The sequence below is a fragment of the Burkholderia sp. AU33803 genome, assembly GCF_002223095.1.
GTDB lineage: Bacteria > Pseudomonadota > Gammaproteobacteria > Burkholderiales > Burkholderiaceae > Burkholderia.
Window position 1 is genome coordinate 1,561,879 of record NZ_NKFJ01000004.1, and the last position, 22,325, is coordinate 1,584,203.

At 66.8% G+C, this 22,325-nt stretch carries 21 protein-coding genes; 11 read left to right on the forward strand and 10 right to left on the reverse strand.

Going from position 1 to position 22,325, the window contains the following annotated elements; translation table 11 throughout:
• Window positions 1–283: 283 nt before the first annotated feature.
• Window positions 284–2,200, forward strand: a complete 1,917-nt coding sequence (locus CFB41_RS09720; protein ID WP_089456338.1) for a sigma-54-dependent Fis family transcriptional regulator — start codon at window positions 284–286, stop codon at window positions 2,198–2,200.
• Between the two features lie 19 nt (window positions 2,201–2,219).
• On the opposite strand, the gene CFB41_RS09725 is transcribed toward CFB41_RS09720, so the two are convergent.
• Window positions 2,220–2,654 carry a carboxymuconolactone decarboxylase family protein gene (locus CFB41_RS09725; RefSeq protein WP_089456339.1) on the reverse strand — a complete coding sequence of 145 codons (435 nt, stop codon included), beginning with the start codon at window positions 2,652–2,654 and terminating at the stop codon, window positions 2,220–2,222.
• Complete coding sequence (locus tag CFB41_RS09730) at window positions 2,638–3,099, reverse strand: MerR family transcriptional regulator (RefSeq protein ID WP_089440250.1); 462 nt, start codon at window positions 3,097–3,099, stop codon at window positions 2,638–2,640. Before CFB41_RS09730 ends, CFB41_RS09725 begins: the two co-directional genes overlap by 17 nt.
• 286 nt (window positions 3,100–3,385) lie before the next feature.
• Here CFB41_RS09730 and CFB41_RS09735 point away from each other — a divergent pair, with 286 nt between their 5' ends.
• Both CFB41_RS09735 and CFB41_RS09740 read left to right on the forward strand, forming a co-directional pair.
• Window positions 3,386–4,000 (forward strand): helix-hairpin-helix domain-containing protein, encoded by a 615-nt coding sequence (locus CFB41_RS09735; RefSeq protein WP_089456340.1) that lies wholly within the window; start codon window positions 3,386–3,388, stop codon window positions 3,998–4,000.
• 88 nt (window positions 4,001–4,088) lie between these two features.
• Window positions 4,089–4,526 carry a YidB family protein gene (locus tag CFB41_RS09740; RefSeq protein WP_089440252.1) on the forward strand — a complete coding sequence of 146 codons (438 nt, stop codon included), beginning with the start codon at window positions 4,089–4,091 and terminating at the stop codon, window positions 4,524–4,526.
• Window positions 4,527–4,629: 103 nt separating this feature from the next.
• On the opposite strand, the gene clpB is transcribed toward CFB41_RS09740, so the two are convergent.
• Entirely contained in the window at window positions 4,630–7,227 is a 2,598-nt protein-coding gene (clpB, locus tag CFB41_RS09745) for an ATP-dependent chaperone ClpB (protein WP_089440253.1), read from the reverse strand.
• Window positions 7,228–7,384: 157 nt separating this feature from the next.
• Complete coding sequence (locus CFB41_RS09750) at window positions 7,385–7,900, reverse strand: Rrf2 family transcriptional regulator (RefSeq protein WP_089456341.1); 516 nt, start codon at window positions 7,898–7,900, stop codon at window positions 7,385–7,387.
• Window positions 7,901–8,148: 248 nt separating this feature from the next.
• On the opposite strand from CFB41_RS09750, the gene CFB41_RS09755 reads away from it, so the two are divergent.
• Window positions 8,149–8,709: a group III truncated hemoglobin gene (locus CFB41_RS09755; protein WP_089456342.1), complete on the forward strand. Its 561-nt coding sequence runs from the start codon at window positions 8,149–8,151 to the stop codon at window positions 8,707–8,709.
• 77 nt (window positions 8,710–8,786) lie between these two features.
• Here the strand turns inward: CFB41_RS09755 and CFB41_RS09760 are convergent, their stop codons facing one another.
• The 6 genes from CFB41_RS09760 to CFB41_RS09785 form a co-directional block, all read right to left on the reverse strand.
• The gene (locus CFB41_RS09760) at window positions 8,787–9,263 is read right to left on the reverse strand and encodes a molybdenum cofactor biosynthesis protein MoaE (RefSeq protein ID WP_089456343.1); all 477 of its coding nucleotides are present in this window, start codon (window positions 9,261–9,263) and stop codon (window positions 8,787–8,789) included.
• A gap of 10 nt (window positions 9,264–9,273) precedes the next feature.
• Window positions 9,274–9,531, reverse strand: coding sequence for a molybdopterin converting factor subunit 1 (moaD, locus tag CFB41_RS09765; protein WP_011352296.1), 258 nt, complete (start codon window positions 9,529–9,531; stop codon window positions 9,274–9,276).
• A 19-nt stretch (window positions 9,532–9,550) separates the two neighbouring features.
• A complete protein-coding gene (glp, locus tag CFB41_RS09770; RefSeq protein ID WP_089456344.1) occupies window positions 9,551–10,798 on the reverse strand; it encodes a gephyrin-like molybdotransferase Glp in 1,248 nt (415 codons plus the stop codon).
• A gap of 241 nt (window positions 10,799–11,039) precedes the next feature.
• Complete coding sequence (thrC, locus tag CFB41_RS09775) at window positions 11,040–12,491, reverse strand: threonine synthase (RefSeq protein ID WP_089456345.1); 1,452 nt, start codon at window positions 12,489–12,491, stop codon at window positions 11,040–11,042.
• 12 nt (window positions 12,492–12,503) lie between these two features.
• Window positions 12,504–13,832 (reverse strand): homoserine dehydrogenase, encoded by a 1,329-nt coding sequence (locus CFB41_RS09780; protein WP_089440259.1) that lies wholly within the window; start codon window positions 13,830–13,832, stop codon window positions 12,504–12,506.
• Window positions 13,833–13,884: 52 nt separating this feature from the next.
• A complete protein-coding gene (locus CFB41_RS09785) occupies window positions 13,885–15,123 on the reverse strand; it encodes a pyridoxal phosphate-dependent aminotransferase (protein WP_089425584.1) in 1,239 nt (412 codons plus the stop codon).
• A 315-nt stretch (window positions 15,124–15,438) separates the two neighbouring features.
• Here CFB41_RS09785 and CFB41_RS09790 point away from each other — a divergent pair, with 315 nt between their 5' ends.
• The 7 genes from CFB41_RS09790 (at window position 15,439) to CFB41_RS09820 (ending at window position 22,324) form a co-directional block, all read left to right on the forward strand.
• The gene (locus CFB41_RS09790; protein WP_012328660.1) at window positions 15,439–15,813 is read left to right on the forward strand and encodes an Mth938-like domain-containing protein; all 375 of its coding nucleotides are present in this window, start codon (window positions 15,439–15,441) and stop codon (window positions 15,811–15,813) included.
• A 124-nt stretch (window positions 15,814–15,937) separates the two neighbouring features.
• A complete protein-coding gene (locus tag CFB41_RS09795) occupies window positions 15,938–17,614 on the forward strand; it encodes a glycosyltransferase family 39 protein (protein ID WP_089440261.1) in 1,677 nt (558 codons plus the stop codon).
• A 13-nt stretch (window positions 17,615–17,627) separates the two neighbouring features.
• Window positions 17,628–17,999, forward strand: a complete 372-nt coding sequence (locus CFB41_RS09800) for an EamA family transporter (RefSeq protein WP_011352303.1) — start codon at window positions 17,628–17,630, stop codon at window positions 17,997–17,999.
• A 133-nt stretch (window positions 18,000–18,132) separates the two neighbouring features.
• Window positions 18,133–19,284: a DegT/DnrJ/EryC1/StrS aminotransferase family protein gene (locus CFB41_RS09805; RefSeq protein ID WP_089456346.1), complete on the forward strand. Its 1,152-nt coding sequence runs from the start codon at window positions 18,133–18,135 to the stop codon at window positions 19,282–19,284.
• A gap of 6 nt (window positions 19,285–19,290) precedes the next feature.
• Window positions 19,291–20,328, forward strand: coding sequence for a glycosyltransferase (locus tag CFB41_RS09810; protein WP_089456347.1), 1,038 nt, complete (start codon window positions 19,291–19,293; stop codon window positions 20,326–20,328).
• Complete coding sequence (locus CFB41_RS09815) at window positions 20,325–21,272, forward strand: formyltransferase (RefSeq protein ID WP_089440263.1); 948 nt, start codon at window positions 20,325–20,327, stop codon at window positions 21,270–21,272. Before CFB41_RS09810 ends, CFB41_RS09815 begins: the two co-directional genes overlap by 4 nt.
• Entirely contained in the window at window positions 21,269–22,324 is a 1,056-nt protein-coding gene (locus tag CFB41_RS09820) for a bifunctional UDP-4-keto-pentose/UDP-xylose synthase (protein ID WP_006482864.1), read from the forward strand. Before CFB41_RS09815 ends, CFB41_RS09820 begins: the two co-directional genes overlap by 4 nt.
• Window position 22,325 lies beyond the last annotated feature (1 nt).

The window sequence follows — 22,325 nt, forward strand, 5'->3', positions numbered from 1 at the left end:
CGCTCGTCTCACAGCATCGATACGACGAAACGGCTGCCGCGACGCCGGTGCAAGCGCACCGCCCTGCCCGCAAACCCCCGCCATTGCGCGGCGCCGCGCAGGCCGCGTCATACCGGACGATCTCCGCCTGTCGCACACGCACGCGTCTCAACGACACGAGACAGCCCGCGATACCGTGAGACGAACGTCTCAGGCCCGCCGCGTGCTGCGATGCAATGTGATCCGACGAACGGGATGTGCTACAAGAACATCGCATCCCCGCCGTACGGAACCGGAGCCGACCATGCCCTACGCCGTCCCCCAGGCCCAGCACGCCGACCGCGTGCTCGGCGCGCTCGCCGGACGCCTGCCCGCGCCGGCCGACTCCACGCGCCTCGTGTCGTCGTGGCAGCGGTCGCTGGAGCGTTACAGCCTCGACCCCGCTTCGTCGATCGGCCCGCGCGTGCTGACCGCAGCGGAGCTCCGTGAAGTACGCGACAAGGAAGAGGCCTTCCTGCGCGCGTCGGGCCAGTGCCTGACGCGGCTGCACGACATGATCCGCGTCGCCGACTACTGCGTGATGCTGACCGATGCGCACGGCGTGACGATCGACTACCGGATCGACCGCGAGCGCCGCAACGACTTCCGTCATGCGGGGCTGCACATCGGCTCATGCTGGTCGGAAAGCGAGGAAGGCACCTGCGGTGTCGCGAACGTGCTGACCGATCTCGCGCCGATCACCGTGCACAAGACCGATCACTTTCGTGCGGCGTTCACGACGCTCACCTGCAGCGCGGCACCGATCTTCTCGCCGGGCGGCGAGCTGATCGGCGTGCTCGACGCGTCGGCCGTTCATTCGCCCGACGGCCGCGACAGCCAGCGTCTCGTCTATCAGCTCGTGCGGCAGAGCGCGGCGCTGATCGAGGACGGCTACTTCGTGCACAGCACCACGCAGCACTGGATCCTGTTCGGGCATCCGAATCGTCACTACGTCGAAGCGCAACCCGAGTGGCTGATCGCGTTCGACGAATGCGGCAACATCATTGCCGCGAACCGGCAGGCGCGCGACGCACTGCCGGCGCTGCGCGAGCCGCGCCATATCGACGAGATCTTCGACGCGACCGAGATGCCGCTGCGCGATGCCGCGCGGCTCGATGCGATCGTCGCGCTGCGGCTGCGCGCGACCGGCGCGCCGCTCTATGCGCGGCTGCGTGCGCCGCTACGGCGCACCGGCCGCGAGCCCGGCACGGCCTCGCGCCGCCCGGGAAGCGCGCAACGCCACGTCGGCGCACTGACGCCGTTTCTGCAAAGCAGCGACGCGCATATCGCGCAGCAGGCCGAACTCGCGCTGCGTGTCGCAAGCAAGCGGCTGCCGATTCTCGTGCTCGGCGAAACCGGTGCGGGGAAGGAAGTATTCGCGCGCGCGATCCACGATGCCGGCGCGCGGCGTGCGCGGCCGTTCGTCGCGGTCAACTGCGGCGCGCTGCCCGAAGCGCTGATCGAGAGCGAACTGTTCGGCTATGCGGCCGGCGCGTTCACCGGCGCACGCAAGCATGGCGCACGCGGCAAGATCGCGCTCGCCGACGGCGGCACGCTGTTCCTCGATGAAATCGGCGACATGCCGCTCGCGCTGCAGACGCGCCTGTTGCGCGTGCTCGCCGATGGCGAAGTCGTGCCGCTCGGCAGCGATACGCCGGTCCGCGTCGATCTCGACGTGATTTGCGCGACGCACCGCGATCTCGCGCGGATGGTGGCCGAGGGCACGTTCCGCGAAGATCTCTACTACCGGCTGAGCGGCGCGACGTTCGAACTGCCGCCGCTGCGCGAGCGTGCCGACGTGCGCGACGTGATCGCCGCCGTGTTCGCCGAGGAGGCGCAGGCCACCGGCCACGTGCTGACGCTCGATGCGACGCTCGCCGAACAGCTCGCCGCGTATCCGTGGCCCGGCAACGTGCGGCAATTGCGCAACGTGCTGCGCTATGCGTGCGCGGTGTGCGACGCCGCGCGCGTGACGCGGCGAGATCTGCCGGCCGAGATCGCCGCGCAGCTTGGCGGCACGTCGCCCGGCGCGCTGCCCGACGACGAACGCGGCCGCATCGTCGCGGCGCTCACCGCGCATCGCTGGCGGCCCGACGCGGCCGCGCAGGCGCTCGGCATCTCGCGCGCGACGCTGTACCGGCGCATCGCGAAGCACCGGATCGTCGCGCCGCACCGCGCGTGACGCGCGGGCGCGTGCTTCGTCATGCGGGCTGCACGGCTGCTTCATTCGCATCTGCCGCGTTACCGGCCGCCTCATCGCGCCGCGTGAACACTTCGTGCGCGGCGAACAGCGCGTTGAGCGCGGCCGGAAAACCCGCGTAGACGGCCATCTGCATGAACACCTCGACGATCTCGTCGCGCGTGCAGCCGACGTTCAGCGCGGCCTCGACATGCACTTTGAGTTGCGGCTGCGCATTGCCGAGCGCGGCCAGCGCCGCGATCGTCGCGATCTCGCGCGCTTTCAGGTCGAGCTGCGGCCGGCTGTAGATGTCGCCGAAACCGAACTCGACCAGGAGCCGCCCGAAATCCGGTGCGATCGGCGCGAGCGCCGCGATCACGCGTTCGCCCACTTCGCCGTCGATTTCCTTCAGTTTGTTCCAGCCGCGCGTGTAGCGGTCGTCAACGAGTCGTTCCATTGTGTCCGTCCTGTTCCGAGGGAGAGTGAGAAGGTTTCGCCCGTCGCGCCGTATCCCGCTCCTGAGCCTCGTAATACGCGATCTTGTCGCTGATCACGTCGAGGCTCGCCTGCAGCTCCGCGATATGCGCGCGCACTGCGTCGCGATGTGCGACGAGCAGGCTGCGCCGCGCACCGAAGGTCGACTCGCCTTGCGCACGCAGCGCCGCGAACGCCTGCATCTGCGCGATCGGCATGCCGGTCGCCTTCAGGCGCATCACGAAGGCCAGCCAGTCAAGGTCGGCCGGCGCATAGAGCCGGTGCCCGGCCGCCGTGCGCGAAATCGCGCGCAGCAGGCCGGCCTGCTCGTAGTACCGCAGCGTATGCGTCGACAGGCCGGTCATTTCGGCGACCTGGCCGATCGTCAGCGGGCCGGCGGAGGAAGATTGGGATACGGTGTTCGACATGGCAGCAACAAGGTTAGGAGTTAGAGTTCACTCTAAGTCAAGCCCTGTCGAACGGCCAGTGCAACGATCGTCAGCGACACCCCGGCGACACCGTAAAGAATGGTCAAAACCGCCGCCCGGCGCAGAGTTCGGTCTTTACAGCGTCGCAAGCCTTCAGCAAGATTCGGTCAGCCTGTCTTAAAAAGGGCACGCATTTGTCCTATGCTTAACGGCGATGCCCGGCCGGGCGTCACGCCGCCGTCCGTTGCAACAGCCATTCATCCGTCAGAACCAGGGAGCCTTTGCCATGCTGAAAAAGCTGCTGATGCTGTTCGTCGCGCTATCGCTGTCGCTCGCCGCAGGCCTTGCCGCGGCCGTCGAAGTCAACACGGCTGACCAGGCCGCGCTCGAATCCGTGAAAGGTCTCGGACCCGTGAAGTCGAAGGCGATCATCGACGAACGCACCAAGAACGGCCCGTTCAAGGACGCGGACGATCTCGCAAACCGCGTCAAGGGCCTCGGCACGAAGTCGGTCGGGCATCTCGAGGAAAACGGCCTGACGATCGGCGGCGCGTCGACGCCGCCGAAGGGCGTGAAGCTGTCGAAGCCGGCCGCGACGACATCGGCCACCACGTCGACCACGGCGTCGGCAGGCACGGCGTCGACGTCCACGACCGCGACGGCCGGCACGACGGCCACCGCACCGGCACCGGCACCGGCGGCAAGCGCGCCGGATACGGCGAAGCCGGCCAAGGCCAAGCGCATGACGAAGAAGGAAAAAGCGGCCGCCGCAGCGGCGGCATCCGCCGATGCGGGTGCGAGCGCACCGGCCGCCGCGTCGTCGGCAAAAGCGACGAAGGGTTCGAAGAAGAAAGGCAAGAAGGACAAGGCAGCCTCCGCCGCCGCGGCGTCGGGCGCCTGATGTGCGCCGCGCGCGCGACGGCGTGCGCGCGGCATTCGTTCAACGGGCGCCCACTGTGTGGCGCCCTTATCGGTAAAGGTGAAGAACCATGGGTCTCCTCGACATCGTTGGCGGTCTGATCGGCGGCCAGGCCGGCGGCAACTCGCAAAGCGCGCTGATCACGACCGCGCTCGAATTCATCAACAACCAGCCGGGCGGCCTGAACGGCCTGATCGAGAAGTTCAAGGCCGGCGGCGCCGGCGACATCATCGGCTCGTGGGTCGGCAACGGCCAGAACCAGCCGATCTCGCCGGACACGCTGCAGAACGTGCTCGGCTCGGACGCGATCGGTGCGCTCGCGAGCAAGTTCGGTGTCGATCCGTCGACGGCGTCGACCGTCCTCGCGCAGGTGCTGCCGCACGTCGTCAACCACGCGACGCCGGACGGTGCGGTGCCGGCCGACGGCCAGGCACAGGTCGACCCGTCGAACGTGCTCGGCTCGCTGTCGCAGATCGCCGGCATGTTCGGCGGCAACAAGCAGGGCTGACGCGCTGCGTCGTTGCGACGCGCCATAAGCAAACACCCCGCCGAGGCGGGGTGTTTGTTTTTGTGCGCCCGGCGCGAACCGGGCGACGGCCGGAGCCCTGCGATCAGTGAACGACGCGGTCGAACACGAACTTGCCGTCCTGGACGTCGACCGGGATCACGTCCTTCGGACCGAAGCGGCCCGCGAGGATCAGCTTCGCGACCGGGTTCTCGATCTCCTGCTGGATCGCGCGCTTCAGCGGACGCGCACCGAACAGCGGATCGTAGCCGACCTTGCCGATCTGTTCGAGCGCCGCTTCCGACACGTCGAGCGCCATGTCGAGCTTCGCGAGCCGGTCGTGCAGGCGGGCGAGCTGGATCTTCGCGATCGACTCGATGTTGCTGCGGTCGAGCGCATGGAACACGACGACGTCGTCGATCCGGTTCAGGAACTCGGGGCGGAAATGCTGCTTCACCTCGAGCCACACGGCGTCCTTGATCTCTTCCTGCGGCGCACCCGTCATCGCCTGGATGACCTGCGAGCCGAGGTTCGACGTCATCACGATCACGGTGTTCTTGAAGTCGACCGTGCGCCCCTGCCCGTCCGTCATGCGGCCGTCGTCGAGCACCTGCAGCAGCACGTTGAACACGTCCGGATGCGCCTTCTCGATCTCGTCGAGCAGGATCACGCTGTACGGCTTGCGGCGCACGGCTTCCGTCAGGTAGCCGCCCTCCTCGTAGCCGACATAGCCCGGCGGCGCGCCGATCAGCCGCGCGACGCTGTGCTTCTCCATGAACTCGCTCATGTCGATGCGGATCAGGTGCTCTTCCGAATCGAACAGGAACGACGCCAGCGCCTTGCACAGCTCGGTCTTGCCGACACCCGTCGGGCCGAGGAACAGGAACGAGCCGTACGGACGGTTCGGATCGGCGAGACCCGCGCGCGAACGGCGGATCGCGTCGGCCACCGCGCTGATCGCCTCGTGCTGGCCGACCACGCGCTCATGCAGCTTTTCCTCGATGTGCAGCAGCTTCTCGCGCTCGCCCTGCATCATCCGCGACACCGGAATCCCGGTCGAACGCGACACGACTTCCGCGATTTCCTCGGCGCCGACCTGCGTGCGCAACAGGCGCGGGCGCGTCGGGTTGTGCTGCTCCTGCTCTTCGGCCTGCGTGACCTGCTTCAGCTGCGCCTCGAGCTGCGGCAGCTTGCCGTACTGCAGCTCGGCCACCTTCTCCAGCTTGCCGTCACGCTGCAGCCGCGCGATGTCCGCCCGCACCTTCTCGATCTCTTCCTTCAACTGCGCGCTACCCTGCACCGCGGCCTTCTCGGCGGTCCAGATTTCCTCGAGGTCCGCGTACTCGCGGCCGAGACGCTCGATCTCTTCCTCGATCAGCTGCAGGCGCTTCTGCGACGCTTCGTCCTGCTCCTTCTTCACGGCTTCGCGTTCGATCTTCAGCTGGATCAGGCGACGATCGAGCTTGTCCATTTCTTCGGGCTTCGAATCGATTTCCATCTTGATCTTCGAAGCGGCTTCGTCGATCAGGTCGATGGCCTTGTCCGGCAGGAAACGGTCGGTGATGTAGCGATGCGACAGCTCGGCCGCGGCGACGATCGCCGGGTCGGTGATGTCCACACCGTGGTGCAGTTCGTACTTCTCCTGCAGCCCGCGCAGGATCGCGATCGTCGCCTCGACGCTCGGCTCGTCGACGAGCACCTTCTGGAAGCGGCGCTCGAGCGCGGCATCCTTCTCGATGTACTTGCGGTATTCGTCGAGCGTGGTCGCGCCGATGCAGTGCAGCTCGCCGCGCGACAGCGCCGGCTTCAGCATGTTGCCCGCATCCATCGCGCCTTCGGCCTTGCCCGCGCCGACCATCGTGTGGATTTCGTCGATGAAGACGATCGTCTGGCCTTCGTCCTTCGCGATGTCGTTGAGCACCGCCTTCAGGCGCTCCTCGAATTCGCCGCGATACTTCGCGCCGGCGAGCAGTGCGGCCATGTCGAGCGACAGCACGCGCTTGCCCTTCAGCGTCTCGGGCACTTCGCCGTTGACGATCCGCTGCGCGAGCCCTTCGACGATCGCCGTCTTGCCGACGCCCGGCTCGCCGATCAGCACCGGGTTGTTCTTGGTGCGGCGCTGCAGGATCTGGATCGAACGGCGGATTTCGTCGTCGCGGCCGATCACCGGATCGAGCTTGCCCGCACGGGCGCGCTCGGTCAGGTCGACCGTGTATTTCTTCAGCGCCTCGCGCTGGCTTTCCGCGTCCTGGCTGTGCACCTGCGAGCCGCCGCGCACGGCGGCGATCGCGGCTTCCAGCGCCTTGCGCGTGAGGCCGTGCTGGCGGGCGAGCTTGCCGGCGTCGCCCTTGTCGTCGGACACGGCGAGCAGGAACATCTCGCTCGCGATGAACGTGTCGTTGAGCTTCTGCGCTTCCTTGTCGGCCTGGTTCAGCAGCCCGGCCAGTTCACGGCCGATCTGGATGTCGCCGCCCGTGCCCGTCACTTGCGGCAGGCGCGAGATGGCCTCGTTCAGCGCGCCTTGCAGCGCCTGAATGTGAACACCCGCGCGCGACATCAGCGAGCGGGCGGAACCGTCCTGCTGCGCGACCAGCGCCGCGAGAACGTGAACGGGTTCGATGTATTGATTGTCGCGGCCTGCCGCGAGGCTTTGCGCGTCCGCGAGTGCTTCCTGGAACTTGGTGGTGAGCTTGTCGATTCTCATTTAGTCGAGACCTCCAATTTTCGATTAACACCAAGATGAGGATGGTTATGCGGCTTTCAAGCGAAATTCGGGTTGATTCAGCGCAAAAATCGATGGATATCCTTGAAGCGGCCCCGGAATGGGCCACGGCCGGAGCGAGACGCGCGGCGAGCGCGTATCAGCGGGCCGTCGACGGCGGCTCGACGGACGCCGGTGCGTCTTCCGGCAAAGGCTCGGCATGCAGGCGCACGACCGGGTGGATGCCGAGCAACGCGGCGAGCGGCGACGCGGGCTCGATCAGTGCGCCGAGCGTGTGACGGTCGAGTTCGGCGAAAAACGCATCGCGCGCGGCCGCCAGCACCCCCTTCAACCGGCAATGCGGCTCGATCACGCAGCCGCGCGATTCGTCGTCGGCCGAGAAGCAGCCGACCAGCGCGAAATCGCTCTCGGTCGCGCGCACGACCTGGCCGACGGTCAGTTGCAACGATTCGGGGAACAGCCTCAGCCCGCCATTGCGACCGCGGACGGTGTCGACCCACCCCAGCTCGCCGAGCTGCTGCACGACTTTCATCAGATGGTTCTTCGAGATGCCGTAGGCGTCCGAGATCTCCTGGATCGTAGCGAGCCCCTCGCCGCGCACGGCAAGGTACAGCATCACGCGCAGCGAATAGTCGGTGTAGTCGGTGAGTCTCATGGGCGAATACGGAAAAAATCGATCGTACCCCGATTACGTGAGCCGGGCCGACCGGGATGCGCACGAGGTCGGTTGGTGGCCCTGCTCCGCGGCCCCGGGTTGCCGGGATGGCGCGCGCGCAATAAGATGCGTGACACTTACACGTTTTTCAGGGGTGTTGGACGCTATTTTGCGTCAAAATTCGGTCGGCGTCCTACTCGATGCCCGCGCCGCCCCTGTCGTTGCCTATTTCTGCCGGCCCTTTTGCCATGACCGTCCTGCCCGCCTCGCCCGATACCGCCCCGGCCCGCCCTCGCGACACCGAGCCGACCGAAGGGAACATCCAGGATCTCGTCTACGCGTTCTACGACCGCGTCCGCGCCGATCCGCTGCTGGGGCCCGTGTTCGACGCAAAGCTGGCCGGCCGCTGGGACGACCACCTGCCGAAGATGGTCACGTTCTGGTCGAGCCTCGTGCTCGGCACCAAGGGCTATCGCGGCAACGTGCAGCAGGCGCACCAGCCGCTCGACGGGATCGAGCCCGCCCATTTCAGCCGCTGGCTGTCGCTGTTCCTGAAGACCGTCGAGGCGCGCTACGCGCCGCCCGCGGCGATCCGCTTCATGGAGCCGGCACTGCGGATCGCCCAGAGCCTCCAGTTGAGCCGGTTCGGCTGGGACTATCAAATTCCGCCCGAGCAGCAGGCGCTGCTCGACGCGATCGCGCCGCGCCGTCGCGATGCAGGTGACGATCCGCACGCGTTGCCGTCGCGTGCCCGCGGCGAGCCGTTTCCGACGAAGATCATCGGGCGCAGCAGCGATCCGGACGCGTGACGGGCCACCGGCGGGCCGCCGGCGCGCGCGACGCTTGCGCGCATGCGGCATCGCGCCGCATTACCGTGGCGCCACGCTCAGCGCCGTGTATTCCCCGATTCGATGCCCCAGCGCGCGAGCGCGGCATCGTCGGTGCTGCGCGCATCGACCCAGCGCTCGCCATCCGGCGTCGTTTCCTTCTTCCAGAACGGCGCTTCGGTCTTCAGGTAGTCCATCACGAACTCGCACGACGCGAACGCATCGCCGCGGTGCGACGCCACCGTTGCGACCATCACGATCTGGTCGAGCGGCAGGAGCCGGCCGACACGATGCACGATCGCGACGTCGATGCCCGGCCAGCGCTGGCCGGCCTCGGCGGCAATCTTCTCGAGCGCCTTCTCGGTCATCCCCGGATAGTGCTCGAGCTCCATCGCGGCCACCGAATCGCCTTCGTTCAGGTCGCGCACCGTGCCGACGAAGCACGCGACCGCGCCGATCTTCGGGTTGCGCGCACGCAACGCCGCGACCTCGGCGTTCAGGTCGAAGTCGTCGGTCTGGATTCGTACCGTTGCCATCGCCTGCGCCTCACCCGCCCGTCACCGGCGGAAAGAATGCGACTTCGCAGCCTTCGGTGAGCCGCGTGTCGGGATCGGTCATCTCGTGGTTGCACGCCATGCGCAGCGCGCGCCCTTCGGCGAGCGTCTCGGCCCACGCCCCGCCGCGCACGCGCAGCCAGGCGCGCACGTCGCCCACGGTCGTGACGCTGTCCGGCACGTCGGCCTGCTCGTCGGCAACACCCAGCGCCTCGCGCACGCTTGCAAAAAATTTCAGTTGAATCTTCATGGTTCGGGAAGCCGTCGCGTTACGACAGCAGTTCGGAAAACGGAATGAAACGCACGGTCTCGCCGGCGCTGATCGCGTGTTGCGGCGGATTGTCGATCAGGCCATCGCCCCACACCGTCGACGTCAGCACCGCCGAGCTCTGGTTCGGGAACAGGTCGAGGCCGCCGGCCGCGTTGACGCGCGCACGCAGGAATTCGTTGCGCCGGTCGCCCTTGTTTTGCGAAAAGTCGGCCCGCAGCGACAGCGCGCGCGGCGCGACGTCGCGCACGCCGGACAGGCGCAGCAGGAACGGCCGCACGAACAGCAGGAACGTGACGAAGCTCGACACCGGGTTGCCGGGCAGTCCGATGAAGTGCGCGTCGGGGTGATCGTCGCCGCGGCGCACCGCGCCGTACGCGAGCGGCTTGCCGGGCTTCATCGCGATCTGCCACAGCGCGAGCCGCCCTTCGGCCTCGACGGCCGGCTTCACGTGATCCTCGTCGCCGACCGACACGCCGCCGCTCGTCAGGATCACGTCGTGATCGCGTGCCGCCTCGCGCAGCGTGTCGCGCGTCGCGGCGAGCGAATCGGGCACGATCCCGTAGTCGGTCACGTGGCAGCCGAGCCGCTCCAGCAGCCCGCGCAGCGTGAACCGGTTCGAGTTGTAGATCGCGCCGGGCTTCAGCGGCTCGCCCGGCATCGTCAGTTCGTCGCCGGTGAAGAACACCGCGACGCGAATCCGCCGCGCAACCGGCAATTGCGCGCAGCCGACCGACGCGGCCAGGCCGAGCGCCTGCGGCGTGAGCCGCGTGCCGGCGGGCAGGATCACCGAGCCCTGCCGGATATCCGCGCCCTGCGCGGTGATCCATTCACCGGCCTTCGGCGTGTGCAGGATCTCGACTGCATCGCCGTCGGCCGAAGTCTGTTCCTGCATCACGACGGCGTCGGCGCCGGGCGGCACCGTCGCGCCGGTGAAGATCCGCGCGGCCGTGCCGGCAGCGAGCGGCGCGGCCGGATGACCGGCCGGAATGCGCTGCGACACCGGCAAGCGCCGCTCGCCATGCAGCAGGTCGGCGACGCGCACCGCATAGCCGTCCATCGCGCTCGTATGCATCGGCGGCACGTCGAGCGGCGAGCTCACGTCGGCCGTCAGCACGCGGCCGAGCGCGTCGAGCGTGGCGACGGTTTCGGCGCCGGGCAACGGCTTCGCGGCATCGAGCAGCGCGGCGAGCGCCTCGGCGGTCGACAGCATCGGCGCGCGCGGCGCCGCGGGATTCGGGTTCGACATCGATGGAATCGGGGATCGTTGGATTCAATACGTCATTGTAGCGACGCCGTCGCGCGGGCGCGCGATATGGCCGACATGCGGAAACTGTGATTCGCGCGAGCACGCCGGTCTGACACTTGTTTCGGTGTAGCGCGTCGAAGCCGCGCGGCACCGCCAAACGAAACGGCCGGAACCCCGATCCGTTCGACGAATCGGCGTTCCGGCCGTCCTGCGCAACCGGGCCCGCAGGCCCGGCCGTGCGTCATGCGCCCGTGTGAGCGGCGATGAAGTCCTTCACCTGCTGCGCGTCGGCCTTCACGACCTCGAAACGCTGCGGCAGCGCCTCGAGCCCGTCGAATGCGGCCGGCCGCTCGGCTTCGCGATCGAGTGCCTCGCGAATCGTCTCGCCGAACTTGATCGGTTGCGCCGTCTCGAGCACGACCATCGGCACACCCGCGTCGAGATGCTCGCGCGCGACTTTCACGCCATCGGCGGTGTGCGTATCGATCATCGTGTCGTAGCGCGAGAACACGTCGCGGATCGTCGCGATGCGGTCCGTGTGGCTGCTGCGGCCCGACACGAAACCGAACTCGGCGACGCGCGAGAAATCGCCGCTCGCCGCGAGATCGAAGCCGCCCTTCTCCTCGACGTCGCGGAACAGCTGCATCACGCGCGCCGGATCGCGGCCGAGCAGGTCGAACACGAAGCGCTCGAAGTTCGACGCCTTCGAGATGTCCATGCTCGGGCTGCTCGTGTGATAGGTGTTCTCGGCGCTGCGCACGCGATAGGCACCCGTGCGGAAGAACTCGTCGAGCACGTCGTTCTCGTTGGTCGCGACCACGAGCTTCGCGATCGGCAACCCCATCATCCGCGCGATGTGGCCGGCGCAGACATTACCGAAGTTGCCCGACGGCACCGTGAACGACACGCGTTCGTCATTCGACCGGGTGGCCGCGAAGTAACCCTTGAAGTAATACACGACCTGCGCGACGACGCGTGCCCAGTTGATCGAGTTGACCGTGCCGATCTTCTGCTGCGCCTTGAACGCGTGATCGTTCGACACGGCCTTCACGATGTCCTGGCAGTCGTCGAACACGCCTTCGACCGCGAGGTTGAAGATGTTCGGATCCTGCAGGCTGAACATCTGGGCCGTCTGGAACGCGCTCATCTTCTTGTGCGGCGACAGCATGAACACGCGCACGCCGGCCTTGCCGCGCATCGCGTATTCGGCCGCGCTGCCCGTGTCGCCGGACGTCGCGCCGAGAATGTTCAGCGACTGCCCGTGCTTCGCGAGCGTGTACTCGAACAGGTTGCCGAGCAACTGCATCGCCATGTCCTTGAACGCGAGCGTCGGGCCGTTCGACAGTTCGAGCAGCGAGAGCGGCGCGCCGTTCTCGGTACCGAGCGTCTTCAGCGGCGTGATGTCGGACGCGTTCTCGCCATGGCGCGTGTTGCGGTACACGTCGGCCGTGTACGTGCGGCGCGTGATCGCGCGCAGGTCGTCCGCCGGCACGTCGTCGCAGAACTTCGACAGGATCTCGAACGCGAGATCCGCATACGACAGCGTGCGCCAGCGCGCGAGCTCGTCGGCGGACACCGTCGGATACTCGGCCGGCAGGTAGAGCCCGCCGTCCTTCGCGAGACCGCCGAGCAGGATGTCGGAGAACGTGTGGCGCTCGCCGATGCCGGCGCCGCGCGTGGAGATGTAGTTCATGTCGTCCTCAGCTCAGTTCAGCGCTTCCATGCGCAGCTTCGTCACCTTCGAGACCACCGTCGCGAGGCTCTCGATCTGCGCGATCGCCGCATTCACGTTCTTCTCGACCGTGACGTGCGTGATCAGGATGATGTCGGTTTCGCCGTTCGCACCGTCGACCTGCTCCGACTCCTTCTGCAGCAGTGCGTCGATCGAGATGCCCGATTCGGCGAGGATGCGCGTGATCGCGGCGAGCACGCCGGTCTGATCGGCGACGCGCAGGCGCAGGTAGTAGCCGCTCGTCACTTCCTCGATCGGCAAGATCGGCGTGTTCGACAGGCTGTCGGGCTGGAACGCGAGGTGCGGCACGCGATGCTCGGGGTCCGCCGTGTGCAGGCGCGTGACGTCGACGAGATCCGCGACCACGGCCGATGCGGTCGGCTCCGCGCCGGCGCCCTTGCCGTAGTACAGCGTCGTGCCGACCGCGTCGCCGTGCACGACGACCGCGTTCATCGCGCCTTCGACGTTCGCGAGCAGGCGCTTCTCCGGGATCAGCGTCGGGTGTACGCGCAGCTCGATGCCGTTTTCGGCGCGGCGCGTGATGCCGAGCAGCTTGATCCGGTAGCCGAGCTCTTCCGCGTAGCGGATGTCGGTCGCGTCGAGCTTGCTGATGCCCTCGACGTACGCGCGTTCGAACTGCACCGGCACGCCGAACGCGATCGCGCTCATGATCGTCGCCTTGTGCGCGGCGTCGACGCCTTCGATGTCGAAGGTCGGATCGGCTTCCGCGTAGCCGAGCTCCTGCGCCGCCTTCAGCGCGGTCGCGAAGTCGAGCCCGCGATCGCGCATTTCCGACAGGATGTAGTTGGTCGTGCCGTTGATGATGCCCGCGATGTACTGGATGCGGTTCGCGGTCAGGCCTTCGCGCAGCGCCTTGATGATCGGGATGCCGCCGGCGACGGCCGCCTCGAACGCGACCATCACGCCTTTCGCGCGCGCGGCCTCGAAGATCTCGGTGCCGTGCACCGCGAGCAGCGCCTTGTTGGCCGTCACGACGTGCTTGCCGTTCGCGATCGCGCGCAGCACGAGCTCGCGCGCGATGCCCGTGCCGCCGATCATCTCGGCGATGATCGCGATCGACGGATCATCGACGACCGAATTGAAATCGTCGGTGATCTGCGCGGCGCCGGCGTCGCCGCCGAGCGCGGCCAGCGCCTTGGCCGGGGTGCGCACCGCAATGCGCGTCACCTCGATGCCGCGCCCCGCGCGTCGCTTGATTTCTTCCTGGTTGCGGCCCAGCACCGTGAAGGTGCCGCTGCCCACCGTGCCGAAGCCCAACAGGCCAACTTTGATCGGTTCCATGCTGCGTGTGATCGAATGAGTAAGAATGAGTGAGTCCCTGTGGCCGTGCCGCTCAGGCCGAATGGCGCTTGCGGTAGCCGTCGAGGAAGCGTGCGATCCGGTTGATCGAATCGGTCAGGTCGTCGAGGTTCGGCAGGAAGACCACGCGGAAGTGATCCGGCGTCGTCCAGTTGAAGCCCGTGCCCTGTACGAGCAATACGCGCTCCTCGAGCAGCAGGTCGAGAATGAACTGCTGGTCGTTCTGGATCGGATAAAGCTTCGGGTCGAGGCGCGGGAACATGTACAGCGCGGCCTGCGGCTTCACGCAGGTCACGCCTGGGATCGACGTGAGCATGTCGTACGCGAGTTCGCGCTGCTTGTACAGGCGCCCGCTCGGCACGATCAGCTCGTTGATGCTCTGGTAGCCGCCGAGCGCCGTCTGGATCGCGAACTGCCCGGGCACGTTCGCGCACAGGCGCATCGACGACAGGATGCCGAGCCCCTCGAGATAATCCTTCGCGTGCCGGCGGTTGTCGCCGCCGAGGCCCGACACGGCCATCCAGCCCGCGCGATAGCCGCACGAGCGATAGCTCTTCGACAGGCTGTTGAACGTGACGGTGATCACGTCCTCCGACAGCGAACCCAGCGCCGTGTGCTCGAGGCCGTCGTAGACGATCTTGTCGTACACCTCGTCGGCGAACACGATCAGGCCGTGCTGGCGCGCGATCTCGAGCAGTTCGAGCAGCAATTCGTCCGAATAAAGCGCGCCCGTCGGGTTGTTCGGGTTGATCACGACGAGCGCCTTCGTGTTCGGCGTGATCTTGCGGCGGATGTCGTCGAGATCGGGCATCCACGCGTTCTGCTCGTCGCAGACGTAATGCACCGGCGTGCCGCCCGACAGGCTGACCGCCGCCGTCCACAGCGGGTAGTCGGGCGCGGGCAGCAGCACTTCGTCGCCGTCGTTCAGGAGCGCCTGGGTCGCCATCACGATCAGCTCGGACGCGCCGTTGCCGATGTAGATGTCGTCGAGGCCGACGCCCACGACGCCCTTTTCCTGCGTGTAGTGCATCACGGCCTTGCGCGCCGAGAACACGCCCTTCGAATCCGAATAGCCGGACGACGTCGGCAGGTTGCGGATCATGTCCTGGATGATCTCATCCGGCGCGTCGAAACCGAACGGCGCGAGGTTGCCGATGTTCAGCTTGATGATGCGGTGGCCTTCTTCCTCGAGGCGCTTCGCGTGCTCGAGCACCGGGCCACGGATGTCGTAGCAGACGTTGAGCAGCTTGTTCGACTTCTGAATCGGTTTCACGACGACACGGTTCCTGGATTGGCCTTGCGGCCGGGGGGACGGGATCAAAACTGGAAAGCGGCCGGTCTGTGCGCGCTGTCTAGACTGGGAAAAAGCGGGCGGTCGGGCGCGGCTTGTGGCGACGCGCGACGCAAATGGCGCCCGGGGGCGACCAAAAAGTTATAATTTAGCGGATTTTGGCTGACTTTCGCAATGCACCATAGCCGCGCCGGGCCCGCACCGTCGGGCGTCCCGCGTGCCCGGGCAAGCGAAACCGGCCGTCCGGGCCCGTGTGGCCCTGCGATACATTCCCCTACGGAACCGCGGAATACCGATTTGAAACTGCACCAGGACACGAGCGGCGCGCTCAACACCGTCACCGGCTACGGCCCCGATTATGTCGACGTCAATCTCGAACGCCATGAAACGAGCGTCATCGTACTGCCCGGCGCGCCGGTCCAGGCATGGCCCGTGTCGTCGTTCGACGCGCTCGCGCCCGAGCATTTCGCGATGCTGCTCGACCCGACACCCGAACTCGTGATCTTCGGCAGCGGCGCGCGGCTGCGCTTCCCGCACCCGCGGCTCGTCGCGGCGCTCACGGCGAAGCGGATCGGCGTCGAGACGATGGATTTCCAGGCCGCCTGCCGCACCTACAACATCCTGATGGCCGAGGGCCGCAAAGTCGCCGCCGCGCTCTTAATTGAACGTTAATCCCGGATGCGGTAAAACTCGGGCCGGCGCAGCGGGTCGATCCCCCGGATCGGCCCGGCCAGGCCGCCCGCCCCCGGCGCAACCCGCCGGCGGCCCATCACAACAACCAACAGGCTGAAAATCCATGAACGATACGCCGTCGAGGCTACCGCTCAATCGCATCACGCTCGTCCTCCTCGTCATCGCGCTCGCGATCGTCTGGTTCGCGCCGCTCGGGCTGCGCCACCTGATCCCGAGCGACGAAGGCCGCTATGCGGAAATGGCGCGCGAGATGTTCGTCACCGGCGACTGGATCACGCCGCGCTACAACGGCTACAAGTATTTCGAGAAGCCGCCGCTGCAGACCTGGCTGAACGCGCTCACGTTCGCGTGGTTCGGCATCGGCGAATGGCAGGCGCGCCTCTACACGGCCGTCGCGAGCTTCGCCGGCATCCTGCTGGTCGGCTACACCGGCGCGCGCCTGTTCAACCCGCTGTCGGGCTTCCTTGCCGCCGTCGTGCTCGCGTCGTCGCCGTACTGGAACCTGATGGGCCACTTCAACGCGCTCGACATGGGGCTCGCGTTCTGGATGGCGCTGTCGCTGTGCTCGCTGCTGCTCGCGCAGCGGCCCGGGCTGCGCCCGGCCGCGGCACGCGGCTGGATGTGGGCATGCTGGGCCGCGATGGCGTTCGCGGTGCTGTCGAAGGGCCTCGTCGGCCTGATCCTGCCCGGCGCCGTGCTCGTGCTATATACGCTGATCGCGCGCGACTGGGCGCTGTGGAAGCGCCTGTACCTGGTGAGCGGCCTCGTGATCTTCTTCGCGATCGTCACGCCGTGGTTCGTGCTCGTCCAGCAGCGCAACCCCGAGTTCTTCAACTTCTTCTTCATCGTCCAGCAGTTCCGCCGGTACCTGACCCCGGAACAGAACCGCCCGGGCCCGCTCTACTACTTCGTGCCCGTGCTGCTGGTCGGCTTCCTGCCGTGGCTGTCGGTCGCGTGGCAGAGCATCCGCCATGCGCTGCGGATGCCGCGCCAGCCGAACGGCTTCTCGCCGATGCTCGTGCTGCTGATCTGGAGCGCATTCATCTTCCTGTTCTTCAGCGCGTCGCATTCGAAGCTGATCTCGTACGTGCTGCCGGTCGCGCCGGCGCTCGCGCTGATCATCGGCGCGTACCTGCCGCTGATGAGCGCCGACCGGTTCCGCCGCCACCTGCTCGGCAACCTCGTGTTCCTCGTCGTCGCGGCGTTCGGGATCATCTTCCTCGCGTACCAGGGCGATGCCCGCACGCCGAACGCGCTGTACCGCGCGTTCCAGATGTGGCTGTACGCGGGCCTCGCGGTCGCGGCCGCGCTGACGCTCGCGGCCGCATGGCTGAACCGCCGCGCGGGCGTGGCCGCCGCGCTCGCCGCATTCGGCGCCGCCTGGCTCGCGTTCGGCACGATCGGCGGCACCGGTCACGACGAATTCGGCCGCTACAGCTCCGGCGCGCTGCTCGCGCCCACCGTGCGCGCCGAACTGGCGAAACTGCCGGCCGACACGCCGTTCTACTCGATCGAAATGCTCGATCACACGTTCCCGTTCTACATGGGCCACACGACGATCATGGTCCAGCGCCAGGACGAACTCGCGTTCGGGATCTCGATGGAACCGAACAAGTGGATTCCGACCGTCGACGAGTGGATCACGCGCTGGAAGCAGGAAACCCATGCGCTCGCGATCATGCCGCCCGGCGAGTACGACACCCTGGTCAAGCAAGGCGTGCCGATGCGCGTGATTGCACGCGACAACCGCCGCGTGATCGTCGAGAAACCGCAATCGTAAGGACGCCCGCTGCATGAATCCCGTTTCGTTCGTCTGCATCATCACCGGCGTGATGCTCAACGCCTGTGCGCAACTCCTGCTGAAAGCCGGCGTCAACGCCGTTGGACACTTCGAATTCAGCCGTGCGAACATCATTCCGGTCGGCCTGAAGATCGCGACCCAATTGCCGATCATCGGCGGCCTCGGCTGCTACGTGCTGAGCGTCGTGGTCTGGATCGTCGGGCTGTCGCGGGTCGACGTGTCGATCGCGTACCCGATGCTGTCGCTCGGCTATGTCGTCAACGCGTTCGCCGCCTGGTACCTGTTCGGCGAAGTGCTGTCGGTCCAGCGGCTCGTCGGCATCGGCATCATCCTGATCGGCGTGCTGGTGCTCGCTCGAAGCTGAGCCCGGCCGCCGCGCGCATTAAGCGTCTGCCTACAAAAAATCACGGTGCGATTCCGCCAACCGGTGTTTAATGCCGGTTTCGGCCGGGATCGCCCGACCCTTTTATTACACGCCATTACAGGCCAAAGCGTACATGAGCCAGACTACCGCTCCGTTTCTGCCGTTCACCCGCCCCGAGATCGATGAGGAAACCATCCAGGGCGTCGTCGACGTGCTGCGCTCGGGCTGGATCACCACCGGCCCGCAGAGCCAGAAATTCGAAGCGGCGCTGTCCGAATACTGCGGCGGCCGTCCGGTCCGCGCGTTCAATTCGGGCACCTGCACGCTGGAGATCGGCCTGCGCATCGCGGGCGTCGGCCCCGGCGACGAAGTCATCACGACGCCGGCGTCGTGGGTCTCGACCAGCAACGTGATCCTCGAGACGGGCGCGACGCCCGTGTTCGCCGACATCGATCCCGTCACGCGCAACATCGACCTCGACAAGCTCGAGCAGGCGATCACGCCGCGCACGAAGGCCATCATCCCGGTGTTCCTGTCCGGCCTGCCGGTCGACATGGACCGCCTGTACGCCATTGCGCGCGCACACAAGCTGCGTGTGATCGAGGATGCGGCGCAGGCGTTCGGCTCGACGTGGAACGGCAAGCGCATCGGCGCGATCGGCGACATCGTGTCGTTCAGCTTCCACGCGAACAAGAACCTGACGACGATCGAAGGCGGCGCGCTCGTGCTGAACAACGAGGAAGAGGCAACGCTCGCGCAGAAGTACCGGCTGCAGGGCATCACGCGCACGGGCTTCGACGGGATGGATTGCGACGTGCTCGGCGGCAAGTACAACCTGACCGACGTCGCCGCGCGCGTCGGCCTCGGCCAGCTGCCGCACATCGAACGCTTCACCGCGCAGCGCCGCGCGCTTGCGCGTGCCTACTTCGCCGAATTCGACGGCAGTGCGGCCGTGAAGCTCGGCGTCGGCCTGCCGATCGCCGAATTCGAGAACGGCAACTGGCACATGTTCCTGATCACGCTGCCGCTCGAGCGCCTGACGATCACCCGCGCCGAGTTCATGGCGCAGATGAAGGAACGCGGCATCGGCACGGGCATCCACTACCCGGCGATCCATCTTTTCACGCTGTACCGTGCACGCGGCTTCAAGGAGGGCATGTTCCCCCACGCCGAACGGTACGGCGCGTCGACCGTCACGCTGCCGCTCTTCACGCAGATGACGGAAGGCGACGTGCGTCGCGTGGTCGACGCCATCAACCAGATTTGTGAACAATACGGAAAATAAGCGTACATGAGTCACCTTGAAGCACGCGCCGGGCATCCGGCCGCCGGGCACCTGGACGCCGGCCGGCCCGAAGTATCGGTCATCATCCCCGTGTACAACGAGGAAGACGGCCTCGCTGCGCTGTTCGCGCGGCTGTATCCGGCGCTCGACGCACTCGACACGTCATACGAAGTGATCCTGATCAACGACGGCAGCCGCGACCGCTCGGCGGCGATGCTCGCCGATCAGTTCCACGTCCGTCCCGACACGACACGCGTCGTGCTGCTCAACGGCAACTACGGCCAGCACATGGCGATCCTCGCCGGCTTCGCGCAATCGCGCGGCGAGATCGTCATCACGCTCGACGCCGACCTGCAGAACCCGCCCGAGGAAATCGGCAAGCTGATCGCGAAGATGCGCGAGGGCTACGACTACGTCGGCTCGATCCGCAAGCAGCGCCAGGACAGCCTGTGGCGGCGCAAGGCGTCGCAGATGATGAACCGCCTGCGCGAGCGCATCACGCGCATCAAGATGACCGACCAGGGCTGCATGCTGCGCGCGTACAGCCGCCGCATCATCGACACGATCAACGTGTGCGGCGAAGTCAACACGTTCATCCCGGCCCTCGCGTACACGTTCGCGCAGAAGCCGACCGAGATCGAGGTCGCGCACGAGGAGCGCTTCGCCGGCGAGTCGAAGTACTCGCTGTACAGCCTGATCCGGCTGAACTTCGACCTCGTGACGGGCTTCTCGGTCGTGCCGCTGCAGTGGCTGTCGTTCATCGGCGTGATCCTGTCGCTCGGCTCCGCCGCGCTGTTCGTGCTGCTGCTCGTGCGCCGCTTCATCGTCGGCGCGGAAGTGCAAGGCGTGTTCACGCTGTTCGCCATCACGTTCTTCCTGCTCGGCGTGATCATCTTCGCGCTGGGCCTGCTCGGCGAATACGTCGGCCGCATCTACCAGCAGGTGCGTGCACGGCCGCGCTACCTGATCCAGGCCGTGCTCGAGCAGCACGACGGCGTGCCGCCGGTGCCGGCCGGCGCGAACCGCACGGGTGCCGCGCAATGAAGCCGCGCGCAGTCGTCTTCGCCTATCACAACGTCGGCGTGCGCTGCCTGCAGGTGCTGCTCGCGCGCGGCGTCGACGTCGCGCTCGTCGTCACGCACGAGGACAACCCGAACGAGAACATCTGGTTCGGCAGCGTCGCATCCGTCGCGGCCGAGCACGGCATTCCGGTGCTCACGCCGGCCGATCCCGCCGATCCGGCGCTGCGTCGCGCGGTATCCGACGCGCAGCCGGACTTCATCTTCTCGTTCTACTACCGGCACATGCTGCCGGTGGACCTGCTCGCGATCGCGCCGAAGGGCGCGTACAACATGCACGGGTCGCTGCTGCCGAAATACCGGGGTCGGGTACCGACCAACTGGGCGGTGCTGAACGGCGAAACCGAAACCGGCGCGACGCTGCACGAGATGGCGGCGAAACCCGACGCCGGCGCGATCATCGGCCAGACCGCGGTGCCGATCCTGCCGGACGACACGGCCACGCAGGTGTTCGACAAGGTCACGGTAGCCGCCGAGCAGACGCTCTGGCGCGTGCTGCCCGCGCTGCTCGCGGGCGAGGCGCCGCACCTGCCGAACGATCTCTCGAGCGGCAGCTACTACGGCGGGCGCAAGCCCGAGGACGGCCGCATCGACTGGTCGAAGCCGGCCGCGCAGGTCTACAACCTGGTGCGCGCGGTCGCGCCCCCGTATCCGGGCGCGTTCACGGACGTCGACGGCACGCGTTTCGTGATCGCGCGCGCGCGCCTGGCGGCGCCCGGCAGCGCGGCGGCAGCCGCCGCGGCAGATTTGCCGCCCGGCCTGCACGTAAGCGATAATGCGCTATTCGGCGTCTGCGGCGACAGCCGCGCCCTATCCATTCTCGAGCTGTGGCAGCAGCGCGACGGCAGCGAAACCGTCGTGACGCCCGCGGAATTCGCGCAGTTCATTCATTCTTCCCGTCATTCATGAAAGCAAAAAAAGTCCTGATCCTGGGTGTGAACGGCTTCATCGGCCATCACCTGTCGAAGCGCATTCTTGAAACCACCGATTGGGAAGTGTTCGGCATGGACATGCAGACCGATCGGCTGGGCGACCTCGTCAACCACGAGCGGATGCATTTCTTCGAAGGCGACATCACGATCAACAAGGAGTGGGTCGAGTATCACGTGAAGAAGTGCGACGTGATCCTGCCGCTCGTCGCGATCGCGACGCCCGCCACCTACGTCCAGCAGCCGCTGCGCGTGTTCGAACTCGACTTCGAGGCGAACCTGCCGATCGTGCGTTCGGCCGTCAAGTACGGCAAGCACCTCGTGTTCCCGTCGACCTCCGAGGTCTACGGCATGTGCTCGGACGAGCAGTTCGACCCGGATGCGTCGGCCCTCACCTACGGCCCGATCAACAAGCCGCGCTGGATCTACGCGTGCTCGAAGCAGCTGATGGACCGCGTGATCTGGGGCTACGGGATGGAAGGCCTGAACTTCACGCTGTTCCGCCCGTTCAACTGGATCGGCCCGGGCCTCGACTCGATCTACACGCCGAAGGAAGGCAGCTCGCGCGTGGTCACGCAGTTCCTCGGCCACATCGTGCGCGGCGAGAACATCAGCCTCGTCGACGGCGGCTCGCAGAAGCGCGCGTTCACCGACATCGGCGACGGCATCAGCGCGCTGATGAAGATCATCGAGAACAAGGACGGCGTCGCGTCGGGCAAGATCTACAACATCGGGAATCCGAAGAACAACTTCTCGGTTCGCGAACTCGCGCACAAGATGCTCGAACTGGCGGCGGAATTCCCCGAGTACGCCGATTCGGCCAAGCAGGTGAAGCTCGTCGAGACGACGTCCGGCGCCTACTACGGCAACGGCTACCAGGACGTGCAGAACCGCGTGCCGAAGATCGACAACACGATGCAGGAACTCGGCTGGGCGCCGCAAGCGACGTTCGACGACGCGCTGCGCAACATCTTCGAAGCGTATCGCGGCCACGTCGCCGACGCGCGCGCGCTCGTCGAACAGCAAGGCTGAT